Source organism: Streptomyces liangshanensis, from assembly GCF_011694815.1.
GTDB classification, from domain to species: Bacteria; Actinomycetota; Actinomycetes; order Streptomycetales; family Streptomycetaceae; genus Streptomyces; species Streptomyces liangshanensis.
Map to the genome: position 1 here is coordinate 5917592 of NZ_CP050177.1, position 21899 is coordinate 5939490.

The window sequence follows — 21899 nt, forward strand, 5'->3', positions numbered from 1 at the left end:
CGGGCCCGGGGTTTCCACCCCGGGCCCGGCCCTGTTGTATCGGGGCTCCGCCCCGGACCCCGGTCCTCAAGCGCCGGACGGGCTGAGAATCAGCCCGTCCGGCGCTTGAGGACTGTCTGTTCAGGCCTTGCGCAGGTGGAACGTCAGGGACAGGCCCTCGTCCGTGAAGGCTTCGCCGTAGGTGTCGTCCGGGGTGTCCTCGGCGTAGTCCGTGGACAGGACCTCGTCGGCGATCAGGGCCGCGTGGTCCGTCAGGGCCGTACGGACCGCTTCGTCCGTCGTGCGCCAGCGCAGCGCGATGCGGTCCGCCACGTCCAGGCCGCTGTTCTTGCGGGCCTCCTGGATTAGCCTGATCGCGTCACGGGCCAGTCCGGCCAGGCGCAGTTCGGGGGTGATCTCCAGGTCCAGCGCGACCGTCGCGCCCGAGTCGGAGGCCACCGACCAGCCCTCCCGCGGGGTTTCCGTGATGATCACCTCGTCGGGGGCGAGCGTGACCGTCTCGCCGTCCACCGTGACCGACGCCGTGCCCTCGCGCAGCGCCGCCGACAGCGCCGCCGCGTCCGCCTCGGCGACCGCCTTCGCGACCGCCTGGACGCCCTTGCCGAAACGCTTGCCCAGCGCGCGGAAGTTCGCCTTCGCCGTGGTGTCCACCAGCGAGCCGCCGACCTCGGCGAGCGTGGCGAGGGACGAGACGTTCAGCTCCTCCGTGATCTGCGCGCGCAGCTCCGCGGACAGCGCCTCGAAGCCCGTCGCCGCGATCAGGGCGCGCGACAGGGGCTGGCGGGTCTTGACGCCCGACTCGGCGCGCGTGGCCCTGCCCAGTTCCACCAGCCGCCGTACCAGCAGCATCTGCTGGGACAGGGTGGGGTCGATCGACGCGAGGTCCGCCGCCGGCCAGTCCGCCAGGTGCACCGACTCCGGGGCGTCCGGGGTGACCGGCACGATCATGTCCTGCCACACCCGCTCGGTGATGAACGGTGTCAGCGGGGCCATCAGGCGGGTGACCGTCTCGACCACCTCGTGCAGCGTGCGCAGCGCCGCCTTGTCGCCCTGCCAGAAGCGGCGGCGCGAGCGCCGTACGTACCAGTTGGACAGGTCGTCCACGAACGCCGACAGCAGCTTGCCGGTGCGCTGGGTGTCGTACGCCTCCATCGCCTCGGTGGTCTGGTCGACCAGCGCGTGCAACTCGCTGAGCAGCCAGCGGTCCAGCAGCGGGCGGTCGGCCGGGGCCGGGTCGGCCGCCGACGGGGACCAGTCGGACGTCCGCGCGTACAGGGCCTGGAAGGCGACCGTGTTCCAGTAGGTGAGGAGCGTCTTGCGGACGACCTCCTGGATCGTGCCGTTGCCGACCCGGCGCGCCGCCCACGGGGAGCCGCCGGCCGCCATGAACCACCGCACCGCGTCAGCGCCGTGCTGGTCCATCAGCGGGATCGGCTGGAGGATGTTGCCCAGGTGCTTGGACATCTTCCGGCCGTCCTCGGCGAGGATGTGCCCGAGGCAGACCACGTTCTCGTAACTCGACTTGTCGAAGACGAGCGTGCCGACGGCCATCAGCGTGTAGAACCAGCCGCGGGTCTGGTCGATCGCCTCGGAGATGAACTGCGCCGGGTAGCGCTTCTCGAAGAGATCCTTGTTCTGGTACGGGTAGCCCCACTGCGCGAACGGCATCGAACCGGAGTCGTACCAGGCGTCGATGACCTCGGGGACGCGCGTCGACGTCTGCCCGCAGTCGGGGCAGGGGAAGGTCACCTCGTCGATGTACGGGCGGTGCGGGTCGAGCCCGGACTGGTCGGTGCCGGTCAGCTCGGTCAGCTGGGCGCGCGATCCCACGCACGTGAGGTGGTTGTCCTCGCAGCGCCAGATGGGCAGCGGGGTGCCCCAGTAGCGGTTGCGGGACAGCGCCCAGTCGACGTTGTTGTCCAGCCAGTCGCCGAAGCGGCCGTGCTTGACCGAGTCCGGGAACCAGTTGGTCTTCTCGTTCTCCTCCAGCAGCCGGTCCTTGACGGCCGTCGTACGGATGTACCACGAGGGCTGGGCGTAGTAGAGGAGCGCGGTGTGGCAGCGCCAGCAGTGCGGGTAGCTGTGCTCGTACGGCACGTGACGGAACAGCACCCCGCGCTCGCGCAGGTCCTCCGTCAGCGCTTCGTCCGCCTTCTTGAAGAAGACGCCGCCGACCAGCGGGACGCTATCCTCGAACGTACCGTTCGGGCGGACCGGGTTGACGACCGGCAGGCCGTACGCGCGGCAGACCTTGAGGTCCTCCTCGCCGAAGGCGGGGGACTGGTGGACCAGCCCGGTGCCGTCCTCCGTCGTGACGTACTCGGCGTTGACCACGTAGTGGGCGGTGGTGCCCTCGGGGAACTCGATCAGCTCGAAGGGCCGCTGGTACGTCCAGCGCTCCATCTCGCGGCCGGTGAAGGACTCGCCGGTCACCTCCCAGCCCTCGCCGAGCGCCTTCGCGAGCAGCGGCTCGGCGACGACCAGCTTCTCCCGCCCGTCGGTCGCGACCACGTACCGGACGTCCGGGTGGGCGGCGACGGCGGTGTTCGACACCAGCGTCCACGGGGTCGTCGTCCAGACCAGCAGCGCCGCCTCGCCCGCGAGCGGGCCCGAGGTCAGCTGGAAGCGGACGAAGACCGAGGGGTCGATGATCGTCTCGTAGCCCTGCGCCAGCTCGTGGTCGGACAGGCCCGTCTCGTCACGGGGGCACCAGGGCGCCACCCGGTGGTCCTGGACCAGCAGCCCCTTGTCGAAGATCTCCTTGAGGGACCACCAGACCGAGTCGACGTACTGCGGGTCCATCGTGCGGTACGCGTCGTCCAGGTCGACCCAGTAGCCCATGCGGGTCGTCAGCTCGGCGAAGGCGTCGGTGTGCCGGGTCACGGAGTCCCGGCACTTGGCGTTGAACTCGGCGATGCCGTACGCCTCGATGTCCTTCTTGCCGGTGAAGCCCAGCTCCTTCTCGACGGCCAGCTCGACCGGCAGGCCGTGGCAGTCCCAGCCGGCCTTGCGGGCGACGTGGTAGCCGCGCATCGTACGGAAGCGGGGGAAGACGTCCTTGAAGACGCGGGCCTCGATGTGGTGCGCGCCCGGCATGCCGTTGGCGGTGGGCGGGCCCTCGTAGAAGACCCACTCGGGGCGGCCCTCGGAGTGCGCGAGCGTCTTGTCGAAGATCTTGCCGTCCCGCCAGAAGTCGAGCACGGCGTGCTCCAGCGCGGGCAGATCGACCTGGGCGGGCACCTGGCGGTACCGGGACGGGGTCGGGGGCGTCGATGTCATCTGGTGGTCTTCCTCCGGCGGAACTGCGTCGTCTCCGTCGGAGGGACGAGAGCTGGGCTCCCGCGGTACCACCCTCCTTGGCCCCGGGCGTGCCGCCCGTGGCCCCCTCATTGGGGTCGCGCTGCCGGGTCTACTCGCCCGGGACCTACCTGGTGGTACGTCCCCGGACTTTCTTCCGGCGGCTCCGGGGTGATCCTTCGCCTCGCGCTCGCCCCCGGGCTCTCACCGTCCCCGGGTCGCTCATGGCCGCTCACGGGGTTACTCGTCCCCATCCACGCCTCTCGCTCCGTCCAGTGTACGGGGCGGGGCAAGGCCCGGCCGACCGGTTTTTACGCCGCCCCTGCGCGGCGCGGCGTAGCTTGTGGCCGCCCCGGGGGAGCCGTACGGCCGAATGCGCCGCCCGGACGGTGAACGGGGGCGTCCGGGCTCCGCGGCGCCCGCGTGGCGGATTACCGGGCGGCGAGGTGGGCACAACGGTGGGAGGCTCCTCTTGTCCACAGGCGGGGCCGAGGGCCTGTCCGGCGGACCGGCCCTGAGCGGCGGCGTGCCCCGTTGCTGCGGGGCTGGGGTCGATTTATCGTCCCAGCACGATTCGCGAGCAAGATCACCAAGTGTGAAGGGGCCGCGGCCATGGTGGCGAAGAAGAGCGCCGCGAAGAAGAAGACCGCGCCGGGAGCCGCGGCGGGTAAGGCCGCCGGGACCACGGTGAACACCGCGGCGGCCGACCGGGCACCGGCCGAGGACACACCGGCGCCGGGGACGAAGGAGTCCCCGGCCGGGAAGCCGAAGGCCCGGAAACCGGCGGTGAGGACGTCACCGGTCGGGAAGACCAAGAAGACAGGCAAGCCGGCGGCCGCCAGGACGGCGTCCGCGGGGGCGGCCGGCAAGGCCGGGAAACAGGCCGCGTCCGCGGCCGAGGGGGCGGCCGAGGCCGCGGAACAGACGGGAGCCAAGACGGTGGCAGCGAAGAAGACCACGGGGGACAGGACAGCGGCCGCGGGCAAGGCCCCGGTCACGGCACCGGCGGCCGCCACGGCCACTCCGCCGGGCGAGCTGGCGGTACGACCCGGCGAGGACCCGTGGACCCCGGAGGAGGTCGCGGAGGCCCGCGCGCTGATGGAGAGCGAGGTCACCCGGCTCCAGGCCGAGCTGGCCTCGTCCGAGGCGTCGCTCGTCGGGCTCATGCGGGACTCCGGGGCGGGCGCCGGTGACGACGACGCCGACACCGGTACGAAGAACATCACCCGCGAGCACGAGATGTCCCTGGCGGCCAACGCGCGCGAGATGCTCGAACAGACCGAACGGGCCCTCCAGCGCCTCGACGCGGGCACCTACGGGCTCTGCGAGGTCTGCGGGAAGCCCATCGGGAAGGCCAGGATGCAGGCGTTCCCCCGGGCCACCCTGTGCGTGGAGGACAAGCAGAAGCAGGAACGTCGAGGCTGAACCCGTACGTGTGTGTCGTACCCTCGTCCTCTATAAGACATCTAGGTTGAGGGACTCACGTGGCAGAGGCGGAGCGCGTCATCGGTACGCCGGATGTGGACGACGAGGCCGCGGCTCCCGCCGAGCGGCCGAAGGGGCGGCGCAGGATCGCGGCGCTCTTCACCGTCGCCGTCGTCGCGTATCTCCTCGACCTCGGCAGCAAGATGCTCGTGGTGGCCAGGCTGGAGCACCACGAGCCGATCGACGTCATCGGCGATCTGCTGCGGTTCGAGGCGGTACGCAACCCGGGCGCGGCGTTCGGCATGGGCGAGGCCTTCACGGTGATCTTCACGGTGATCGCGGCGACCGTGATCGTCGTCATCGCACGGCTGGCGCGCAAGCTCTACAGCCTGCCCTGGGCGATCGCCCTCGGGCTGCTGCTCGGTGGCGCGCTCGGCAATCTCACCGACCGGATCTTCCGCTCGCCGAGCCCCTTCCAGGGCGCCGTGGTCGACTTCATCGCGCCCGCGCACTTCGCGGTCTTCAACCTCGCCGACTCCGCGATCGTCTGCGGCGGCATCCTGATCGTGCTGCTGTCCTTCCGGGGCCTGGACCCCGACGGCACGGTCCACAAGGACTGACAAGGCATACTCGACGGGTGAGTCTTCCCGAGATCAGAACGCTGCCCGTGCCCGACGGCCTGGAGGGCGAGCGTGTCGACGCCGCCCTCGCCCGGATGTTCGGGTTCTCCCGTACGAAGGCGGCCGAGCTCGCCGCCTCCGGGAAGGTCCAGGTCGACGGAGCCGCCGTCGGGAAGTCCGACCGGGTCAGCGGCGGGGCCTGGCTGGAGGTGGAGCTCCCCGAGCCCGCCCAGCCGATACGTATCGTCGCCGAGCCCGTCGAGGGCATGGAGATCATCCACGACGACGACGACATCGTCGTGATCGTCAAGCCCGTCGGCGTGGCCGCCCACCCCAGCCCCGGCTGGACCGGCACCACCGTCATCGGCGGCCTGGCCGCGGCCGGCTACCGCATCTCCACCTCGGGCGCCGCCGAGCGCCAGGGCGTCGTCCACCGGCTCGACGTCGGCACCTCGGGGCTGATGGTCGTCGCCAAGTCGGAGCGCGCGTACACGCTGCTCAAGGCGCAGTTCAAGGAGCGTGTCGTCGACAAGCGCTACCACGCGCTGGTGCAGGGCCACCCCGACCCGATGAGCGGCACGATCGACGCCCCCATCGGCCGGCACCCGAACCACGACTACAAGTTCGCGGTCACCGCCGAGGGCAAGCCGTCGGTCACGCACTACGACCTGATCGAGGCGTTCCGGTCGGCGTCGCTGCTGGACATCAAGCTGGAGACGGGCCGCACCCACCAGATCCGGGTGCACATGGCCGCCCACCGCCACCCGTGCGTCGGCGACGTCACGTACGGCGCGGACCCCACGCTGGGCAAGCGGCTGGGGCTCACCCGGCAGTGGCTGCACGCGGTGCGCCTCGGCTTCGAGCACCCGTCGGACGGCCGGTGGGTGGAGTACGCGAGCACGTACCCGGCCGATCTCCAGGGCGCGCTGGACCAGGTGAGAGCGGAGAGCAACGCATGACCACCACCGACGCCGGTTCCCTCGGCCACGCGATACGGGAGGCGACGGGGCCGGAGGACCGGGAGGCGTGCTTCGCGGTCCGCAAGGAGGTCTTCGTCCTCGAACAGGGCGTGCCCGAGGACATCGAGTACGACGGCCGCGACGACGACGCGATTCAGGTCCTCGCCCTCCGGGACGACGGCGTGCCCCTGGGCACCGGACGGCTGCTGTACGGCCCCGGCGCGGCGGACCGGACCGGCGGCGACCTGAGCGTGGGCGCCCTGGGCCGCCTCGCGGTGAAGGGGGCCGCACGCGGCCGGGGACTGGGCGCGGCCCTGGTCCGCGCCATCGAGGACGCGGCGCGTGAACGCGGCCTCACCGCGGTGGATCTGCACGCGCAGACCCACGCGCTGGGTTTCTACGAGCGTCTGGGGTACGAGGCGTACGGACCGGAGTTCCTGGACGCGGACATCCCGCACCGCTCGATGCGGCGCACGCTGTAGCGGTGACCTGCGCCCTTCCGGCCCCGTAGGCAAGGCCCAGCTCGCCCGAATCCCGCCGGGAGCGTGGCAGGCTTGGCCGCCTGAGCCGGCCTGACCGGGCCGCAGAGACGCCGGAGGGCGCACCGTGGACCAGCTGGCCCTGCTGCTCGTGCTCCTGCTGGGGGCGGTCGTCACCGTGCCGCTGGGAGCGCGGCTCGGGCTGCCGCCGCCGGTGCTGATGACGATCATCGGGATCGTCCTGGCGCTGCTGCCGTTCGTGCCGAACGTGGACGTCTCGCCGGACCTGATCCTTCCGCTGCTGCTCCCCCCGATCCTGTACGCCGCCGTCCAGCGGACGTCCTGGCGGCAGTTCACGGCCAACAAGCGCCCCATCTTCCTGCTCGCCGTCGCCCTGGTGTTCGTGACGACGGCCGCGGTGGCGGCGGTCGCGAGCGCGGTTGTCCCCGGGCTGCCGATCGCCGCCGCGCTGGTGCTCGGCGCGCTGGTCGCGCCGCCCGACCCGGTGGCCGCGACTGCCGTCGCCGGCTCGCTCGGGCTGCCCCGGCGGCTGGTGTCGATCCTGGAGGGGGAGGGCCTGTTCAACGACGTCACCGCGATCGTGCTGTACCACGTGGCGGTCGCGGCGGCCGTCAGCGGCACCTTCTCCTGGCCGGTGGCCGTCGGCCAGTTCGCGCTGTCCGCGGTGGTTGCCGTGGTGATGGGGCTCGCGCTCGGCTGGATCACCAACAAGCTGATGTCGCTGCTCGACGACGCGACCCTCCAGGTCGGGCTGACGCTCCTGGTGCCGTTCGCCGCGTACGTCCTGGCGGAGGAGGCGCACGGCTCGGGCGTCCTCGCCGTCCTCACCGTCGCCCTCTACCTGGCCGAGCACTCCGCGGACGCCGACGACGTCATGGGGCGGCTGGCCGGGAACGCGTTCTGGCAGATCGTCGACACGCTGGTCACCGGGATCGCCTTCGGCCTGATCGGGCTGGAACTCCACCAGGCCTTCGGCACCGGCGACGGCCGGGGCGGCGTACTGCTGGGCTGGAGCGCCGCCGTGGTCGGGGTGGTCGTCGGGGTGCGGCTGCTCTACCTGATGCCGGCGACCTGGCTGGCGAAGCGCCTGCACAAACTCCGCGACTACGACGAGGAGATCCCGGTCAGCTGGCGCGAGACCGTGGTCATGTGGTGGGCGGGGATGCGCGGGGTGGCCTCCGTGGCGCTGGCGCTGGCGATCCCGCTCAAGACCGACAGCGGGGAGCCGTTCCCGGGCCGCGACGAGATCATCTTCATCGCGTTCGCCGTCATCATGGCCACGCTGGTCTTCCAGGGGCTGACCCTGCCGTGGCTCGTGCGGCGGCTCGGGGTGCGGGCGGACACGGACGCCGAACGCGAGCTGCTCAACGACCTCGCGGGGCGCGCCGCGAAGGCCGCGCGGCACCGGCTCCGCGAGATCGAGAGCGTCGAGGACCTGCCGGACGACCTGAGTGAGCGGCTGCTGCGGGTGGCGTTCGACCTGGGGGTGCGGATCAGCCCGGACATCGTGGACGACGAACGGCGCGAGGGGTTCCGGCGGCGGGTGGACCGGATCAAGGTCGTCCAGCGGATCCAGCGGGAGATGATGTCGGCGGCGCGGCACGAGATCCTCGCGGCGCGCAGCGAGCCGGGGGCGGATCCGGAGCTGGTGGACCGGGTGCTGCGGCACCTGGACGTGAGCAGCATGCGATAGGGCGCTGCCGCGCGGGGGGTGGGTGCACGGCCTTCGGCCGTAGTGTGTCCTCAATCGCCGGACGGGCTTGATTTGGCCCGGCCGGGGTCCTGCCGTTCCTGTTCGGGGCGTGGGTCGGGGGGCTGGCAGGATGGCGGGATGGACATCATGCTTTTCCACTCGATGTACGGCCTGCGCCCGGCCGTGCACGCGGGTGCGGACCGGCTGCGCGCGGCCGGGCATCACGTGCACGTGCCCGACCTCTTCGAGGGGCAGACCGCCGGGACGGCGGAGGAGGGCGTCGCGCTGAAGGACAAGATCGGCAAGGAGGAGCTGCTGCGGCGGGCGATCCTGGCCGCCGCGCCGTACTCCGAGCGCGGCCTGCTGTACGCCGGGTTCTCGCTCGGCGGCTCGATCGCGCAGACCCTCGCGCTGGGGGACGAGAAGGCGCGCGGGCTGCTGCTCCTGCACGGGACGTCGGACATCGCGGAGAACGCGGAGGTCGACGACCTGCCCGTACAGCTGCATGTCGCCGACCCGGACCCGTTCGAGTCGCACGACTGGTTGAACACCTGGTACCTGCGGATGCGCCGCATCGGCGCGGACGTCGAGATCTACCCGTACCAGGGTGCCGGGCACCTCTACACCGACCCCGGCCTGCCGGACTACGACGAGTCCGCCGCGGAGCGGACCTGGCGGACCGCGCTCGGGTTCGTCGACTCGCTGTAGGGCTTACGCGGGGGAGCGGGACGGGCCGGCCTTCGCCGCCCGCCCCGACCACGCCCGCACCCGCGGCTCAGGCCTTGAGCGCCGCGTTGATCGCCGTGTCGAACTGCGCCACCGTCATGGGCGGGTTCTGGCTGCCGTCGTCCGCGGTGAGCGTCTTGCCGTCCATCTTGAAGGTCGGGGTGCCCTGCACCCCGCTCTTGTCGAAGGTGGCGGACATCTTCATCGCCCACGCGTCGAACGTGCCCTGCTTGACGTCCTTCTGGAAGGTCGCGTTGTTCTTGAGGGCGCTCACCGAGTCGGCGACCTGGAGCAGGTAGCTGTCCTTGGCGAACTTGTCGTTCGTCTCCTCCGGGTGGAACTGCGTGGAGTAGAGCGCGGTCTTGTACTGGAGGAACGCCTCGGGGCTCACGTTGAGCGCGGCGCCCAGCGCGGACAGCGCGTTCTTCGACCCGGTGCCGTTGTCGGAGTTGTCGATGAACGTCGCGCCGACGTACTGGATCTTGAACTTGCCCGCGTCGATGTCGTTCTGGACCGTCTTGCCGACCGTCTGCTCGAACTGGGCGCAGATCGGGCAGCGGGAGTCCTCGAAGACCTCCAGGGTCTTCGGGGCGGACGCCTTGCCGATGACGACGGTCGTGCCGTTGGTGCCCGTGGTGTTCTTCGGGGCCACGATGGTCGTCGCGTTCTTCGCGGCCTCCCAGTGGGAGGGCTTGTTGCCTTGGACGACGGCGTAACCGACCCCGCCGGCTATCGCGAGGAGGACGACGGCCGAGCCGGCCACGATCCCCTGGCGGCGGATCCGGTCCTTCTTCGCCTGGCGCTCGCGCTCCTGGCGCAGCCGTTCGCGGGCGGCGGCCTTGTTGGCCTGGTTGTTGCGTGTGCTCATGATCGGTGACTCCGTGTGAGGAAGCGCCCGTGCCGGTGACGGCCGGCGCTGGTGGGGATGCGGACGGGGTGGGGGAGCGGCGGCGGGCTCAGACGGAGCTGAGCGCGAGGCGCGGCGGTCCCCGGCGTCCTACGGAGTGCACGAGCAGGTGGGTACGGTTCGGGCGCGGCCGGCCCGTGGGACGTGCTCCGCGCCGTACCGTCCGGCGGACGGTCCCCGCGACGGAGGCGAAGGCGACGAGCAGCGGCCGGAACGCGGAGGTGGCGGCGGTCCGTACCAGACCGGCCAGCGCGGCCTCGCCGTGCCGCAGCCAGACCGTGGCGAGCAGCCCGATCGAGACGTGCACGGCGAGCAGCAGCCAGGGCAGGACCGGGTCCGGGGAGTTCAGCAGCGCCGCGGCGCCCCGCTCGGGGGAGACCACTCCGGGGAGCGGGCCGCCCACGCCGCCCCCGCACAGCACGTCGAGGCCGACCGAGCGCAGCGACCCCGTGACGGGCCCGCCGGCCTGGCCGTAACAGAACTGCTGGCCGCTGGTGAAGACGGTGTCCGCCGCCAGCTCCAGCGGGACGAGCAGCGCGGCGATGGGCCAGAAGCCCCGCTCGCGGCCCGCTGTCGCGTACGCCACGAGGAACACCACGGCGCTCAGCCCGGCGACGACGGGCAGCGGCAGGGGGACCCGGGAGAGCAGCACGTGGGAGCCCACGGACAGCGTCACGACGAGTGCCGTGAACAGAGCTGCCCGCAGCACTCTCAGCTGCGTCCCGGAAATGTCCATTGTCGCCGAGTGTGCCATGCCCGCCTGTAAACAGCCCCTAAAGGCCCGGACGCCGGGCGGACCGGGGAGGCCCGCCCGGCGTCACGACCTACGCCAGCCGCCCGTTGCGGAACAGGTCCACGAAGATCTGGTGGTCGGCCCGCGCCCGCGCCCCGTACGCGTGCGCGAAGTCCACCAGCATCGCCGCGAAGCCGTCCTCGTCGCCCGCGATCGCCGCGTCGATGGCCCGCTCGGTGGAGAACGGCACCAGCGAGTGGCCGCTCTCGTCGTCCGCCGCCGCGTGCATCGTCGCCGTCGCCCTGCCCAGGTCCGCGACGACCGACGCGATCTCCTCGGGGTCGTCCAGGTCCGACCAGTCCAGGTCCACCGCGTACGGCGAGACCTCCGCGACCAGCTGGCCCGCCCCGTCCAGCTCCGTCCAGCCCAGCCACGGGTCCGCGTGCGCCTGGAGCGCCCGCTGCGAGATCACCGTGCGGTGGCCCTCGTGCTGGAAGTACTCCCGGACGGCCGCGTCCGTGATGTGCCGCGACACCGCCGGAACCTGCGCCTGCTTCATGTAAATCACGACGTCGTTCTCCAGGGCGTCGCTGTTGCCCTCCAGCAGGATGTTGTACGAGGGCAGCCCGGCCGACCCGATGCCGACCCCGCGCCGCCCCACGACGTCCTTCACGCGGTACGAGTCCGGGCGGGTCAGGCTCGACTCGGGGAGGGTCTCCAGGTAGCCGTCGAAGGCCGCGAGGATCTTGTACCGCGTCGCCGCGTCCAGCTCGACGGCGCCGCCGCCGGGCGCGAAGCGCCGCTCGTACTCCCGGATCTCCGTCATCGAGTCGAGCAGCGCGAACCGGGTCAGCGAACGGGCCGCGCGCAGCGCCCCGAGCAGCGGCCCCTGGGCGCTGTCCAGCGTGAAGGGCGGCACCTCGTCGTTCTTGACGCCCGTCGCCAGCGCGTGGATCCGCTCGCGGTACGCGCCCGCGTAGATCTCCACCAGCTCGGTGATCTGCTCGTCGCTCAGCGCCTTCGTGTACCCGATGAGCGCGAGGGAGGCCGCGAAGCGCTTGAGGTCCCAGGTGAAGGGACCGATGTACGCCTCGTCGAAGTCGTTGACGTTGAAGATCAGCCGGCCGTTGGCGTCCATGTACGTGCCGAAGTTCTCCGCGTGCAGGTCGCCGTGGATCCACACCCGGCCGGTGCGCTCGTCCAGGAACGGCCCGCTCGCCCGGCTCCCCGACCGCTGCTGCTCCAGGTCGTGGTAGAAGAGGGCCGCCGTGCCCCGGTAGAACGCGAACGCGGACGCCGCCATCTTCCGGAACTTCACCTTGAAGGCGGACGGATCGGCGGCCAGGAGCCGGCCGAAAGCGGTGCCGAACACGGCGAGGATCTCCTCGCCGCGCTCCTCGTCGGCTGTTTCTGCGGGACGCGGGACCGACATCGCTGGGTGCCTCCTGGTGCAGGTGCTGAGGGGTCGGCGGCGCCTCGGCGCCGTCGGAAGTGGCAACGCACGACGGTACTCGCCAGTGCCCGCCGGTGGGTCCGTCCAGGCCTCCTTTGTCGGTGCCGAGTCGTAGACTCCACGCTGTCCCCCCAGACTGTTCCGCAGCCTGTCGATCGCCGTTCGCCGGAGGCCCCCGTCGTGACCAAGCCGCCCTTCACGCACCTGCATGTCCACACCCAGTACTCCCTGCTGGACGGTGCCGCGCGGCTCGGCGACATGTTCAAGGCCTGCGGTGAGATGGGCATGTCCCACATCGCCATGACGGACCACGGGAACCTGCACGGGGCCTACGACTTCTTCCACCAGGCGAAGAAGGCCGGCGTCACCCCGATCATCGGGATCGAGGCGTACGTCGCCCCCGAGTCACGGCGCAACAAGCGGAAGATCCAGTGGGGCCAGCCGCACCAGAAGCGTGACGACGTGTCCGGTTCCGGTGGGTACACCCACAAGACGATCTGGGCGGCGAACGCGAAGGGGCTGCACAACCTCTTCCGCCTCTCCTCCGACGCGTACGCCGAGGGCTGGCTGACGAAGTGGCCGCGGATGGACAAGGAGACCATCGCCCAGTGGTCCGAGGGCCTGATCGCCTCCACCGGCTGCCCCTCCGGCGAGGTCCAGACCCGGCTGCGCCTCGGCCAGTTCGACGACGCGCTCAAGGCGGCCTCCGAGTACCAGGACATCTTCGGCAAGGACCGGTACTTCCTGGAGCTCATGGACCACGGCATCGAGATCGAACGGCGGGTCAGGGACGGCCTGCTGGAGATCGGCCAGAAGCTGGGCATCCCGCCGCTGGTCACCAACGACTCGCACTACACGTACGCGAACGAGGCCACCGCCCACGACGCGCTGCTCTGCATCCAGACCGGCAAGAACCTCTCCGACCCGGACCGCTTCCGCTTCGACGGCACCGGCTACTACCTCAAGTCCACGGACGAGATGTACGCGGTGGACTCCTCCGACGCCTGGCAGGAGGGCTGCGCCAACACCCTGCTGGTGGCGCAGCAGATCGACACCGAGGGCATGTTCCAGGAGCGGAACCTGATGCCCAAGTTCGACATCCCCGAGGGCTTCACCGAGGTCAGCTGGTTCCGCGAGGAGACCATGCGCGGCATGGCCCGCCGCTACCCGGGCGGCATCCCGGACGACCGGCTCAAGCAGGTCGAGTACGAGATGGGCATCATCATCGACATGGGCTTCCCCGGGTACTTCCTGGTGGTCGCCGACTTCATCATGTGGGCCAAGAACAACGGCATCGCGGTGGGCCCGGGCCGCGGCTCGGCGGCCGGTTCGATCGTCTCGTACGCGATGGGCATCACCGACCTCGACCCGATCGAGCACGGGCTGATCTTCGAGCGGTTCCTCAACCCCGAGCGCATCTCGATGCCCGACGTCGACATCGACTTCGACGAGCGCCGGCGCGGCGAGGTCATCCGGTACGTGACGGAGAAGTACGGCGCCGACAAGGTCGCCATGATCGGCACGTACGGCAAGATCAAGGCCAAGAACGCGATCAAGGACTCCGCGCGCGTCCTCGGCTACCCGTACGCGATGGGCGACCGCCTCACCAAGGCCATGCCCGCCGACGTCCTCGGCAAGGGCATCGACCTCAACGGCATCACCGACCCCAAGCACCCGCGCTACAGCGAGGCGGGCGAGATCCGGGGGATGTACGAGAACGAACCGGACGTCAAGAAGGTCATCGACACCGCCAAGGGCGTCGAGGGCCTGGTCCGGCAGATGGGCGTGCACGCGGCCGGCGTCATCATGTCCAGCGAGCCGATCGTCGACCACGCCCCGATCTGGGTCCGGCACACCGACGGGGTGACCATCACCCAGTGGGACTACCCCCAGTGCGAGTCGCTCGGCCTGCTCAAGATGGACTTCCTGGGGCTGCGCAACCTCACGATCATGGACGACGCCGTCAAGATGGTGAAGGCCAACAAGGGCATCGACCTCGACCTGCTCGCGCTGCCGCTGACCGACCCCACCACGTACGAACTGCTCTGCCGCGGTGACACCCTCGGCGTCTTCCAGTTCGACGGCGGGCCCATGCGCTCCCTGCTGCGCCTGATGAAGCCCGACAACTTCGAGGACATTTCCGCCGTCTCGGCCCTCTACCGGCCGGGCCCGATGGGCATGAACTCGCACACGAACTACGCGCTGCGCAAGAACGGCCAGCAGGAGATCACCCCGATCCACCCGGAGCTGGAGGAGCCGCTCAAGGAGATCCTCGGCCTCACCCACGGCCTGATCGTGTACCAGGAGCAGGTGCAGAAGGCCGCCCAGATCATCGCCGGGTACTCCCTGGGCGAGGCCGACATCCTGCGCCGCGTGATGGGCAAGAAGAAGGCCGACGAGCTGGCGAAGAACTTCGTCCTCTTCCAGGCCGGCGCCAAGAAGAACGGCTACTCGGACGAGGCGATCCAGGCCCTGTGGGACGTCCTGGTGCCGTTCGCCGGATACGCCTTCAACAAGGCCCACTCCTCCGCGTACGGCCTGGTCACCTACTGGACCGCGTACCTGAAGGCGAACTACCCCGCCGAGTACATGGCGGCCCTGCTGACCTCGGTGAAGGACGACAAGGACAAGTCGGCCGTCTACCTCAACGAGTGCCGGCGCATGGGCATCAAGGTGCTCCCGCCGAACGTCAACGAGTCGCAGTCGAACTTCGCCGCCCAGGGTGACGACGTGATCCTCTTCGGCCTGACCGCGATCAGGAACGTGGGGCAGAACGTCGTCGACTCGATCATCCGGTGCCGCAAGGCGAAGGGGAAGTACACCAGCTTCCCCGACTTCCTGGACAAGGTCGAGGTCGTCGTCTGCAACAAGCGCACCGTCGAGTCGCTGATCAAGGCCGGCGCCTTCGACGAGATGAAGCACACCCGCAAGGGGCTCGTCGCCCACCACGAACCGATGATCGACAACGTGGTCGCGGTGAAGCGCAAGGAGGCCGAGGGGCAGTTCGACCTCTTCGGCGGGATGGGCGACGAGGCCACCGACGAGCCCGGCTTCGGCCTCGACGTCGAGTTCTCCGACGTCGAGTGGGATAAGTCGTACCTCCTCGCGCAGGAGCGGGAGATGCTCGGCCTGTACGTCTCCGACCACCCGCTCTTCGGTCTCGAACACGTGCTGTCCGACAAGTCCGACGCGGCGATCTCCCAGCTCACCGGGGGTGAGCACGCGGACGGCGCGGTCGTCACCATCGGCGGCATCATCTCCGGCCTCCAGCGCAAGATGACCAAGCAGGGCAACGCCTGGGCCATCGCCACCGTCGAGGACCTGGCCGGGTCCATCGAGTGCATGTTCTTCCCCGCCACCTACCAGCTGGTCTCCACCCAGCTCGTCGAGGACACCGTGGTCTTCGTCAAGGGCCGCCTCGACAAGCGCGAGGACATCCCCCGGCTGGTCGCCATGGAGCTCCAGGTGCCCGACGTGTCGTCCGCCGGCACGGACGCGCCCGTCGTCATCACGATCCCCACGGTGAAGGTCACCCCGCCGATGATCAGCCGCCTCGGCGAGATCCTCGGCCACCACCGGGGCAACTCCGAGGTCCGGATCAAGCTCCAGGGGGCCAGGAAGACGACGGTCCTGAGGCTCGACCGGCACCGGGTCCAGCCGGACGCGGCGCTCTTCGGCGACCTCAAGGTGCTGCTGGGCCCGGCCTGCCTGGCCGGCTGAGCCACCCCGTACCGCATGCCTGAGGGGCACGCCCGGATCACCGGGCGTGCCCCTCAGGCGTGAGCGGCCGGCCGCGTCAGTTGTGGCCGAAGCGCTTCTGCTTGCCCTTGTGCGGCATGTCCGACGGGGTTATCCGGGACTGCACCTGCTCCGAGCGGTCCTCGGACGACCGGGACTCCTCGGAGCCGCGCGCCTCCGTCGACGGGGCCTGCTGCTTGTTGCGGTCACGGTTCTTGTTCTTCGCCATGAAGATGCCTCCTGAGACGGTCCCGGGACCGGGACGCGTTCAGACTCACATATGACATAAAATGCCGCATTTTGGATCATTGCGCTGGGTAGTGAGCCCATGTCACGGGGCGGGTGTGCGATACGCCACGCCGATGATCGAGTTCCGGACGTCAAGCCTCCTGCCGTCGGGCAGACTCGAAGGAAACCCGCAGTAACTCCCGATCGCCCGATCCCGAGGTTGCCGAAAGAGGGGTGGAACACGTGGATCGCTGCGTCGTCCTGGTGGACGCCGGATACTTGCTGGGCGCCGCGGCGAGTCTCCTCGCCGGGGAACCGGCCCGCTCGCGCATCACCGTCGACCACGCCGCGCTGATCCAGGGCCTGCGCGAGCGGGCCGAGGCGGACACGGAACAGCCCCTGCTCCGGATCTACTGGTTCGACGGCGCCCCCGACCGCGTCCCCCAGCCCGAGCACCGGAGGCTGCGGGTCATGCCCCGCGTGACGGTCCGGCTGGGCGCGCTGACCCGGAGCGACGGGCGCTGGGCGCAGAAGGGCGTGGACGCCGCGATGCACGCGGAGCTGACCGAACTGGCCAGAAACCGCGCCTGCTCGGACGTGGTGCTCGTGACCGGTGACGGGGATCTGCTGCCCGGGCTGATGTCCGCCAAGGAACACGGCGTCGCGGTGCACCTGTGGGCCGTGCAGGCCGCGGACGGCGACTACAACCAGTCCGAGGACCTGGTGGCCGAGGCGGACGAGCGGCGGGTGCTCGACCGGGTGTGGATCACCAAGGCGGTACGGGCCAGGGAGACGGGCGGGGTGTGCCCGCCGCCGCCCGTGCCGCGCCCGGAGATCGCGGCGATCCTGTCGGCGCCCCTGCCGGAGTCGGCCTCGGCCTCCGGGGCGGGGGCGGCCTCGGGGGAGGCGGGGGGCGGCGAGGAGGCGGCTGCGCCGGGCGGGGCGGGGGTGGGGGCGGGGGCCGCGGGGCGGAACGGGTCGGGGCCGGCTGACCACGCGCCCGCCGCGGACGCGGACGCGTCTCCGGCGCCCGGGGGGCGGGGGGTGCCGACGCCCAAGGACCTCGCGAGCCTGCGGGCGCCGCTGGCACCTGCGGGGGCTGCCGGTGGTGGCGTCGGTGCGGGTGCGGGTGCGGGCGCCGGTACGGGTGCTGGTGCGACGCTTCGGTGGTCGTCGGACAAGGGGTGGGTCGAGCGGCCCGGGGGCGGGGGTGGCGGCGCTACGGCGGGCGAGCCGCCCGAGACGGCGTCGCTGCCGACGCTGGCCCAGCTCACGAGCGCGGAGCAGCGGTGGGCGGACCGGGAGGAGGACATCACCACGGTGGGGGGTGACCCCTTCGAGGTGGGTCAGGTCTTCGCGCGGCGGTGGATGGAGAGGTTGCCGGAGGCGGGGCATGTGCAGAAGCTCTCGGTGATGTACCCGCGGGTGCCGCACCGGATCGACGGGGAGCTGTTGCGGTACGCGGCGCGGTTCGGGTTGCTGGCGCACAAGGACGACCAGATCGACGAGCATGACCGGTACGCGATTCGAGCGGGCTTCTGGCGCGAGATCGACGTCCGCGCCACCGAGTCGGCCCCACCCGCGTAGCGCGGCTCAACGATGTCCTCAAACGCCGGACGGGCTTGGTTTGTGCGTCGGCCCGTTGCGCGGGCGCGGCTTAAAGATGTCCTCAATCGCCGGACGGGCTGGATTGTTGCGCCCGTTGTCCCGTGCGGGTCAAAGACGTCCTCAATCGCCGGACGGGCTTGAGAGGGGTTGCGGTCGGTCGTGACCGTTGCGGTTACCGATGTCCTCAATCGCCGGACGGGCTTGATTTGTGCGGGCGCGCGCCTGGGAGGGGGGCGGGTAGGGGTCGTGTCCGGAACGTAGAGCGTGTTTTGTGTCGCGTGATGGGGGTTGCCGTCAACAAGTGGTTGCGCGCGACGTAAAACATGCAGTGCAGGACATGGCCCCTGGCCGAACCCCGGCGACAGCCCGCGGATCGGATCCGGCTCGCAGCGGGCAAAATCAAGCCCGTCCGGCGATTGAGGACAAAGGCGGTGCGCGACGCCTAGTGCGCCCCCGAAATACCGGCTCCCCCCAACACCCCGTACGCTCAGGCGTGTGAGTACGGTGTGCGTCGTCCGCGATCTGGTCAAGACGTACCCCGCCGCGCGCGGCAGACGGGGCGCCCCGGCGACGCCGGAAGTGCGGGCCACCGACGGGATCAGCCTGGACGTGCGCCGCGGGGAGATCTTCGGGCTGCTCGGACCGAACGGCGCCGGCAAGTCCACCCTCGTCCGCCAGATCACCGGCCTCATGCGCCCCGACTCCGGCAGCGTCGAACTGCTCGGGCACGACCTCGTGGGCCACCCCGAGCGGGCCGCCCGCCTCATCGGCTACCTCGGCCAGGAGTCCACCGCGCTCGACGAGCTGACCGTGGCGCTCGCCGCCGAGACGACCGGCCGCCTCCGCGGGCTCTCGCTGCGCGCCGCGCGCGCCGAGCGGGACGCCGTGCTGGCCGAGCTGGGGCTCACCGAGATCGCCGGGCGCCCGCTCAAGAAGCTGTCGGGCGGGCAGCGCAGGCTGGCCTGTTTCGCCGCCGTGCTGGTCGGCGAACGCCCCGTACTGATCCTCGACGAACCCACCACCGGCATGGACCCGGTCGCGCGCCGCGCGGTCTGGGCCGCCGTGGACCGCCGCCGGGCCGAGCACGGGGCGACGGTGGTGCTCGTCACCCACAACGTCATCGAGGCCGAGACCGTCCTCGACCGGGTCGCCGTCCTGGAACGCGGCAAGGTCATCGCCTGCGACACCCCCGCCGGGCTCAAGGAGCAGGTCGCGGGGGAGGTGCGGGTGGAGCTGGTGTGGCGCGAGCGCGCGCCGCTGGACGTGCCCGAGGTCGCCGCGCTGCGCGGTTCCGCGCAGGAGTCGGGGCGCCGCTGGGTGCTGCGGCTCGCGCCCGACGAGGCGCGGGCGGCGGTCGCCGCGGTGACCGGGGGCGAGGCCTTCGCGGCGCTGGACGACTTCACGCTGGCGACGCCCAGTCTGGAGGACGTGTACCTGGCGCTCGGAGGCCGGGCGAAGGGGCTGGTGAAGGCGTGAGCCGTGCCGGTGCCCGGGGCTGTGCCCGTGGCCGCGTCCGGGAGCATGCCCGGGGCCGTACCCGCGTCCGTACGCGGGCGGCCGCCGCGCCGCCCGTGAGGGCCACGCCCACCACCTCCGCGCCGGACCGGGCGAAGAGGGCAACCCGTGCGTCTACGAACAGGAGCAGCGCCAGGTGAGCATCGTGCCGGCGGAGGCCGTGTCCGCGCGAGGCGGCGGGAGCGTGAGGGTGGCCCGGGAGAATTCCTCGGGGACGACGGCGGACGGCACGCCCGCGCCGCTCGCGCCGAGGGCGCGGCTGCTGCCCTCGCTGGCCGCGGTGTACCGCGCCCAGATGTCGCGGGCGAGGGTCGCCCGGATCCCGCTGCTGTTCGTCGCGACCTTCCAGTCGGTCGGGATCATGGTCCTGATGCGCGGGGTCGTGAACGGCGCGGAGGAGTCGCGGGCGGTGGTCGCGGGGGCCAGCGTCCTCGTGGTGGCGTTCGTGGCGCTCAACCTGCTCGCCCAGTACTTCGGGCACCTGCGGGCCAGCGGGGGACTCGACCACTTCGCCACCCTGCCGGTGCCGCCCGCGGCGGTGGTGCTGGGTACGGCGGCGGCGTACGCGTCCTTCACGGTGCCGGGCGCGGTGTTCACGGCGGTCACCGGGAGCGTGCTCTTCCAGCTGCCGCTCGCCCACCTGTGGGTGCTGTTGCTCGTGATCCCCCCGGCCGGCGCGGCGCTCGCCGGGCTCGGGGCGGCGCTGGGGCTGCTCGCGCCGCGTCAGGAGCTGGCGACGCTGCTGGGGCAGCTCGGGATGTCCGCGGCCCTGCTGCTGGGCGTCCTGCCGGCGAACCGTTTGCCCGAGCCGGTCACCTGGGCGCGGGACCTGCTGCCGTCCACGTACGGCGTGGAGGCGCTCTCCCGGTCGTTCGACGCGCGTCCCGACTGGGTGGCGGTCTTCGTGGACCTGGGGGTGTGCGCGGCCGTCGGCGTGGTGTCGCTGGCCGTCGCGACGTGGGCGTACCGGCGTGCGGCGGTCCGGTGAGGCGGACGCCGGGCGCGCCTGGCACGATGGCAGGGTGACCGCTCCCCTGACACCGCCTCACCAGCCGCGACACGATCCGTGGCAGACGCCGCCGGACGGCGCTTCCGGCGATTCCGGCTCCGATTCCGGCTCGGGTTCCGGGGACGGCTCCGTACCCGATGACAAGTCCGGCACGGGGGCCGAGGTGCGTACCGCGGTGGTCGTGACGGTGGCGCTCGCGGTCGCGGGGGTGCTGCTGGGGTTGCTGTGGCTGTGGCTCTCGCCGCGGATCCCGTTGGTCTCGGACGACACGGCCGTCTTCCTCAAGGACACGGAGGGGGAGGAGGCGATCGGCGCGGACGGGACGTTCGCGCTGCTGGGCCTCGGGTTCGGCGCGGTGGCCGCGGCGGTGGTCTTCCTCTTCCGCAAGCGGGGCGGGATCGCGGTGGTCGTGGGGCTGGTGCTGGGCGGGCTGATCGGGTCGTTCCTGGCGTGGAAGGTCGGCGTGTGGCTGGGGCCGACGTCGGACGTGGTCGCGCATGCGCGTGAGGTGGGGAAGGGGGTTACGTTCGACGCGCCGTTGAAGCTGAATGCCAAGGGGGCGTTGTTGGCGTGGCCTGTGGCGGCGATGGTGGTGAACCTGGCGTTGACCGCGGTGTTCGGGCCTCGGGATCCTGAGCCCGAGTGGGACTGGAGTGCGTTCGGCACGCCGCCCGGGGGCGCCAAGCCGTGAAGGTGGCCCTTGCGGGGCCGTCCGCGTGACGCTGTTGTCCTCAAGCGCCGGACGGGCTTGATTGTGCCTGGGCGGGGTTGATTGGGGCCGCTGGCCGGTGGTGGGTGCGGGTTACTGATGTCCTCAATCGCCGGACGGGCTTAAGAGGGTGCCGGGGTGGGGTTGAGTTGGGCGCTGCGGGGCGGTGGGTGGTGTCCTCAAGCGCCGGACGGGCCCAAGAAGGTCAGGGGCGGGCGATGGGGGACAGGGTGGCTGAGGTCAGGGTGGTGAGGGACTGGGGGGAGAGTTCTACCTCCAGGCCGCGGCGGCCCGCCGAGACGCAGATCGTCTCGTGCGACTCCGCCGAGCTGTCCAGGACCGTGCGGAGTCGTTTGCGCTGGCCCAGGGGCGAGATGCCGCCCCGTACGTAACCCGTCGTACGCTCCGCCGCCGCCGGATCCGCCATCGACGCGCGCTTGCCGCCCACCGCCGACGCCAGCGCCTTGAGGTCCAGCGAGCCGGCCACCGGCACCACCGCCACCGTCAGTTCGCCGTCCACGTCGGCCACCAGCGTCTTGAAGACCCGGTCGGGGGACACGCCCAGCGCCTCCGCGGCCTCCTCGCCGTACGAGGCCGACGCGGGGTCGTGCTCGTACGCGTGCAGGGTGTAGGGCGCGCCCGCCGCCGTCAGGGCGACCGTCGCCGGGGTGCCCCCCGATCCGGGCTGGGTCTTCTTCTTGGCCTTCGCCACCGGGGGTTCCTTGCGTCGGGGAGAGGGAGAGGGAGAGGGAGCGGGAGCGGGAGCGGGACGGGGAGCG

The 21899-nt window shown here is 71.3% G+C and carries 17 protein-coding genes; 11 read left to right on the forward strand and 6 right to left on the reverse strand.

Features of this window, described 5'->3' with window-relative positions:
* Positions 1-120: 120 nt before the first annotated feature.
* A complete protein-coding gene (gene ileS / locus HA039_RS25680; protein WP_167033730.1) occupies positions 121-3279 on the reverse strand; it encodes an isoleucine--tRNA ligase in 3159 nt (1052 codons plus the stop codon).
* 630 nt (positions 3280-3909) lie between these two features.
* Between ileS and HA039_RS25690 the strand changes: the two genes are divergently transcribed.
* The 6 genes from HA039_RS25690 (at position 3910) to HA039_RS25715 (ending at position 9202) form a co-directional block, all read left to right on the forward strand.
* Positions 3910-4722: a TraR/DksA family transcriptional regulator gene (locus HA039_RS25690; RefSeq protein ID WP_167033731.1), complete on the forward strand. Its 813-nt coding sequence runs from the start codon at positions 3910-3912 to the stop codon at positions 4720-4722.
* A gap of 59 nt (positions 4723-4781) precedes the next feature.
* Positions 4782-5342, forward strand: coding sequence for a signal peptidase II (gene lspA, locus HA039_RS25695; protein ID WP_167033732.1), 561 nt, complete (start codon positions 4782-4784; stop codon positions 5340-5342).
* A gap of 17 nt (positions 5343-5359) precedes the next feature.
* The gene (locus HA039_RS25700) at positions 5360-6301 is read left to right on the forward strand and encodes an RluA family pseudouridine synthase (RefSeq protein WP_167033733.1); all 942 of its coding nucleotides are present in this window, start codon (positions 5360-5362) and stop codon (positions 6299-6301) included.
* The gene (locus HA039_RS25705) at positions 6298-6783 is read left to right on the forward strand and encodes a GNAT family N-acetyltransferase (protein ID WP_167033734.1); all 486 of its coding nucleotides are present in this window, start codon (positions 6298-6300) and stop codon (positions 6781-6783) included. The genes HA039_RS25700 and HA039_RS25705 overlap by 4 nt, the downstream gene beginning before the upstream one ends.
* Before the next feature lie 124 nt (positions 6784-6907).
* A complete protein-coding gene (locus HA039_RS25710) occupies positions 6908-8494 on the forward strand; it encodes a Na+/H+ antiporter (RefSeq protein WP_167033735.1) in 1587 nt (528 codons plus the stop codon).
* Between the two features lie 138 nt (positions 8495-8632).
* Positions 8633-9202 carry a dienelactone hydrolase family protein gene (locus HA039_RS25715; protein WP_167033736.1) on the forward strand — a complete coding sequence of 190 codons (570 nt, stop codon included), beginning with the start codon at positions 8633-8635 and terminating at the stop codon, positions 9200-9202.
* Positions 9203-9269: 67 nt separating this feature from the next.
* Here HA039_RS25715 and HA039_RS25720 read toward each other — a convergent pair whose 3' ends face one another.
* From HA039_RS25720 to HA039_RS25730, 3 genes are all read right to left on the reverse strand, one after another.
* Positions 9270-10088, reverse strand: coding sequence for a thioredoxin domain-containing protein (locus HA039_RS25720; RefSeq protein ID WP_167033737.1), 819 nt, complete (start codon positions 10086-10088; stop codon positions 9270-9272).
* 88 nt (positions 10089-10176) lie between these two features.
* Complete coding sequence (locus HA039_RS25725; RefSeq protein WP_167033738.1) at positions 10177-10863, reverse strand: hypothetical protein; 687 nt, start codon at positions 10861-10863, stop codon at positions 10177-10179.
* A gap of 88 nt (positions 10864-10951) precedes the next feature.
* Positions 10952-12292, reverse strand: coding sequence for a DUF2252 domain-containing protein (locus tag HA039_RS25730; protein ID WP_167033739.1), 1341 nt, complete (start codon positions 12290-12292; stop codon positions 10952-10954).
* 201 nt (positions 12293-12493) lie between these two features.
* Here HA039_RS25730 and dnaE point away from each other — a divergent pair, with 201 nt between their 5' ends.
* Complete coding sequence (dnaE, locus tag HA039_RS25735) at positions 12494-16033, forward strand: DNA polymerase III subunit alpha (protein WP_167033740.1); 3540 nt, start codon at positions 12494-12496, stop codon at positions 16031-16033.
* A 76-nt stretch (positions 16034-16109) separates the two neighbouring features.
* Here dnaE and HA039_RS25740 read toward each other — a convergent pair whose 3' ends face one another.
* A complete protein-coding gene (locus tag HA039_RS25740; RefSeq protein ID WP_167033741.1) occupies positions 16110-16280 on the reverse strand; it encodes a hypothetical protein in 171 nt (56 codons plus the stop codon).
* A gap of 233 nt (positions 16281-16513) precedes the next feature.
* On the opposite strand from HA039_RS25740, the gene HA039_RS25745 reads away from it, so the two are divergent.
* From HA039_RS25745 to HA039_RS25760, 4 genes are all read left to right on the forward strand, one after another.
* The gene (locus tag HA039_RS25745; RefSeq protein ID WP_167033742.1) at positions 16514-17866 is read left to right on the forward strand and encodes an NYN domain-containing protein; all 1353 of its coding nucleotides are present in this window, start codon (positions 16514-16516) and stop codon (positions 17864-17866) included.
* A 525-nt stretch (positions 17867-18391) separates the two neighbouring features.
* Positions 18392-19363, forward strand: a complete 972-nt coding sequence (locus HA039_RS25750; RefSeq protein ID WP_167037616.1) for an ABC transporter ATP-binding protein — start codon at positions 18392-18394, stop codon at positions 19361-19363.
* A 223-nt stretch (positions 19364-19586) separates the two neighbouring features.
* Complete coding sequence (locus HA039_RS25755) at positions 19587-20390, forward strand: ABC transporter permease (protein ID WP_243870259.1); 804 nt, start codon at positions 19587-19589, stop codon at positions 20388-20390.
* Between the two features lie 34 nt (positions 20391-20424).
* Positions 20425-21102: a hypothetical protein gene (locus tag HA039_RS25760; protein WP_208298714.1), complete on the forward strand. Its 678-nt coding sequence runs from the start codon at positions 20425-20427 to the stop codon at positions 21100-21102.
* A 223-nt stretch (positions 21103-21325) separates the two neighbouring features.
* Here the strand turns inward: HA039_RS25760 and ybaK are convergent, their stop codons facing one another.
* Positions 21326-21832 (reverse strand): Cys-tRNA(Pro) deacylase, encoded by a 507-nt coding sequence (gene ybaK, locus HA039_RS25765; RefSeq protein ID WP_167033745.1) that lies wholly within the window; start codon positions 21830-21832, stop codon positions 21326-21328.
* Positions 21833-21899: the final 67 nt, after the last annotated feature.